The sequence below is a fragment of the Sphingomonas sp. genome (assembly GCF_019242355.1).
GTDB lineage: Bacteria > Pseudomonadota > Alphaproteobacteria > Sphingomonadales > Sphingomonadaceae > Sphingomicrobium.
This window is the reverse complement of the sequence record NZ_JAFAVR010000234.1, coordinates 1-2,879: the sequence shown is the minus strand read 5'-3', so window position 1 is coordinate 2,879 and position 2,879 is coordinate 1. Positions and strand designations below refer to the sequence as shown.

Annotated in this window: 2 protein-coding genes and 1 pseudogene; 1 reads left to right on the top strand and 2 read right to left on the bottom strand. The window is 63.7% G+C overall.

Features of this window, described 5'->3' with window-relative positions:
- Both JOZ79_RS11540 and JOZ79_RS11535 read right to left on the bottom strand, forming a co-directional pair.
- On the bottom strand, positions 1 to 1,844 hold a 1,844-nt coding region (locus tag JOZ79_RS11540), incomplete at its 3' end, for a PAS-domain containing protein (RefSeq protein ID WP_294074267.1).
- 158 nt (positions 1,845 to 2,002) lie between these two features.
- The gene (locus JOZ79_RS11535; RefSeq protein WP_294074265.1) at positions 2,003 to 2,377 is read right to left on the bottom strand and encodes a response regulator; all 375 of its coding nucleotides are present in this window, start codon (positions 2,375 to 2,377) and stop codon (positions 2,003 to 2,005) included.
- A 216-nt stretch (positions 2,378 to 2,593) separates the two neighbouring features.
- Between JOZ79_RS11535 and JOZ79_RS11530 the strand changes: the two are divergent.
- Positions 2,594 to 2,879 (top strand): annotated as a pseudogene (locus JOZ79_RS11530) (hypothetical protein); the annotation flags it as partial.

Here is a 2,879-nt window from a genome sequence, read left to right as displayed (position 1 = left end):
ATCGTCGGATATAGCTGACGATAAGCTTCATTGCACATCACGAAGCAATCGTCGGCATCGTAAATCACGAATGCGTCGGCAATGCTTTCGACCGCATCCTGCAGCGTCGCCTGCGCCTCCCGCAGGCGCGCTTCGGTGCGCTTAAGTTCGGTGACTTCGACACGCAGCGAAACAATGCCGCCGTTGCGCATGCGCCGGTTCGTCAGGATCAGGCGACGCTGTCCGATCCGCCGTTCCTCACCGGAGGGCAGCGGCTCGCGATGCGTCTTGACCTGATCGAGGATCCACTCCTCCTCGCGGCCGATCGCGTCAGCCGCGTGACCGGCATACGCCACCTCCCGCATGATCTCCTCGTAGGACTTGCCGATTTCCATGACGGCGTTGCTGCGCCCGTAAAGCCGCCGCATCGTCTCGTTCGCCAAGACGAGACGATCCTCGCGGTCGTAAATGGCCAACCCCTCGGACAGGCTGTTGACCGCATCTTCCAGTACCTCCTGCGCCTCGCGGCGCTGCGCCTCGATCTCTTTGAGCCTCGTCACGTCGACGCGCAGCGAGGCAATGCCGCCGTTGCGCATCCGCCGGTTCGTGATCAGCAAGCAGCGGCCGTCAGAGAGACGTTGCTCAAAGCTTCCGGCGGCTTCGCGATGCGCCTGCACCCGTTCTGCGACCCAGGCGTCCTCTCGTCCAACGGCGTCGAGGTTCAAGCCCGAGAATGCAACGCCGCGCATGATATCCTCGAACCGCCTACCCGGGACCATCAGCTCGGCTTGTTGGGGGAACAGCCGGTGCATTGCCGCATTCGACAGCACCAGCTGGTCGTCGCGATCGTAGATGGCCAATCCTTCCGAGAGGCTGTCCACCGCATCCTGCAGCAGTTCCTGGGCCTCGCGAGATCGCTGTTCTGCGACGTAGCGGCGTTGTACTTCGGCTTCGAGCCGTTCCTGTTCCGCGACTTGTTGCGCTTCGCGCTCCCCGCGTCGTCGTATCTCCCGCCGCAGATAGGCGGCGATGGAGGCCATCAGGATTGTAACGGCGGTCGTGATCATGACCGTGAGCACCGCCCCGTCCTGCGCCACGGCGAGTACATAATCGCGATCAAGGCCGACGGTGACGACGAGCGGGTACCTGGCCAACCGTTGATACGCAAAGATGCGCTCGATAGGATCGACGGTCCCACGCTTTACGTAAAAACCTCGCGCTCCCTCAGGAAATCCTTCGGGTCGCGGCCGGCCGGCGACCGATTGGCCGATACCCTCGATGCCGCTCAGATCCCCCTGGCTGAAGCGCGCCAGTATCACGCTGTCCAATCCCGTCAGCACGATCACGCCGTGAGGACTCATATCAATCATGCGGTTAAGGTTTGTCAGATCGCCCGGCGCCAGCGAGAAGAGGACGATCCCAAGCAACCGACCGTCGCTGCCCTCGACCCGGCGGGTTATCTGGATCGTCACCTTATGCGAGACCCGGCCGAGGACGGGCTTGCCGATGAAAAGACCTGCGACCCGGCGTTCGAGATGAACCCGGACGTGCTCGCGATCGCTTAAATCGATCGGTTTCGCGTCAGGATCGGCAGTGCTCGATATCAGGCGTCCGTCAGGGCCGATGATCGCCACCTGAATCGTGGCCCAGGCCAGCATCGGGATGTCACGCGCCCAAGCATTGATGTTGAATGGGCCTCCGGCGCGCATCCGCTGCGCGATCGCGTCCATGCCGGCCGCGACAAGATCGAGGTTGTGGGTCACCTCGTCGGCGAACGAAGCCGCAAGATTGCCGGCCTCCAGCCTGGCATGGCCGAGCGCGGCCTGCTCCGCCGATCGGATTGCCAGGATCGCGGCGGTCCACATGCCGAGGACGACAAGGACGCCGAGCAGGAGGATATGGCGCGTCAGCCTGGCGGCGCGATATCGCGGGTCGTCTGCGCCCGGCCGATCGGGCCGGCGATACCCAACCTGACCGAACCAACGAGCGAGAGCTTGCGGGACGCGCATGGACGCGGGCCCGCCTATGCCGCGGGGCCGAGGCAACGGGCAACGCTGTCGGTCAATTCCGAGGGCTCGAACGGTTTGCCGATGACTTCCCTGGCGCCGAACTTCGCAGCGAAGGCCAGCACGTCCGCAGCGCCGATGCGGCCGCCGCCCGAGATCGCGATGATCCTTGCCGCAGGGTCGATCGCACGGATCGCACGGATCACCTCAATGCCTTCACGCTCCGGCATGATGATGTCGGTAATCACCAGATCGGGGCGGTCGCGCTTAAAACATTCCAAGCCCTGATCGCCGTTCTCGGCAACCCAAAGATCATACCCCGCCCGCACCAAAATCCGACGGATGGTCGTGCGTACAAACGGATCGTCGTCGATGACCAGAATCTTTGCCATTGACGGGAACACTCCCGGCGCCGTGACCCGCCGGCCCACGGTCCCTTCTGACCGGTAAAGATTTCGATGCCGTTAACTTGGAAAAACACCCTGCTCGGGATCGCGGGGTCGCAGCATGGCTACACGATCGGGCTCTATCGCCGCCTGTGCCGGCGGTGCTGTACCCCGTCCACGGCTGTGGTATTGCTTCCGGGTCAGAATGGTGAGGGGCGTCTCATGATCCATCATCTTTCGATTGCGGCGCGCGACCCCGAGCGGGCCGCCGGAGTTTTGGCCGAAATGATGGGCGGCAAGGCGGTGCCGTTCCCGCCCAATCCCGGCAGCTATTTCGCGCTTCAGCTCGACGAGTATGGTTCCGGCGTCGAGGTCTATCCCGCCGGAACCGAGCTGCAGCCGGGCGGCGTCGAAGGCGGCGGGTTTGTCAGGAACGAACCCGGCGAGGGCTATGGAGCGACCCATTTCGCGCTGAGTGTTGCAACTGACGGCGAGACCGTCGAGCGCG

What these genes read in the sequence shown, in the direction of transcription:
- JOZ79_RS11535 (WP_294074265.1), bottom strand. Translation starts at nt 2,377, where the DNA reads ATGGCAAAGATTCTGGTCATCGACGACGATCCGTTTGTACGCACGACC.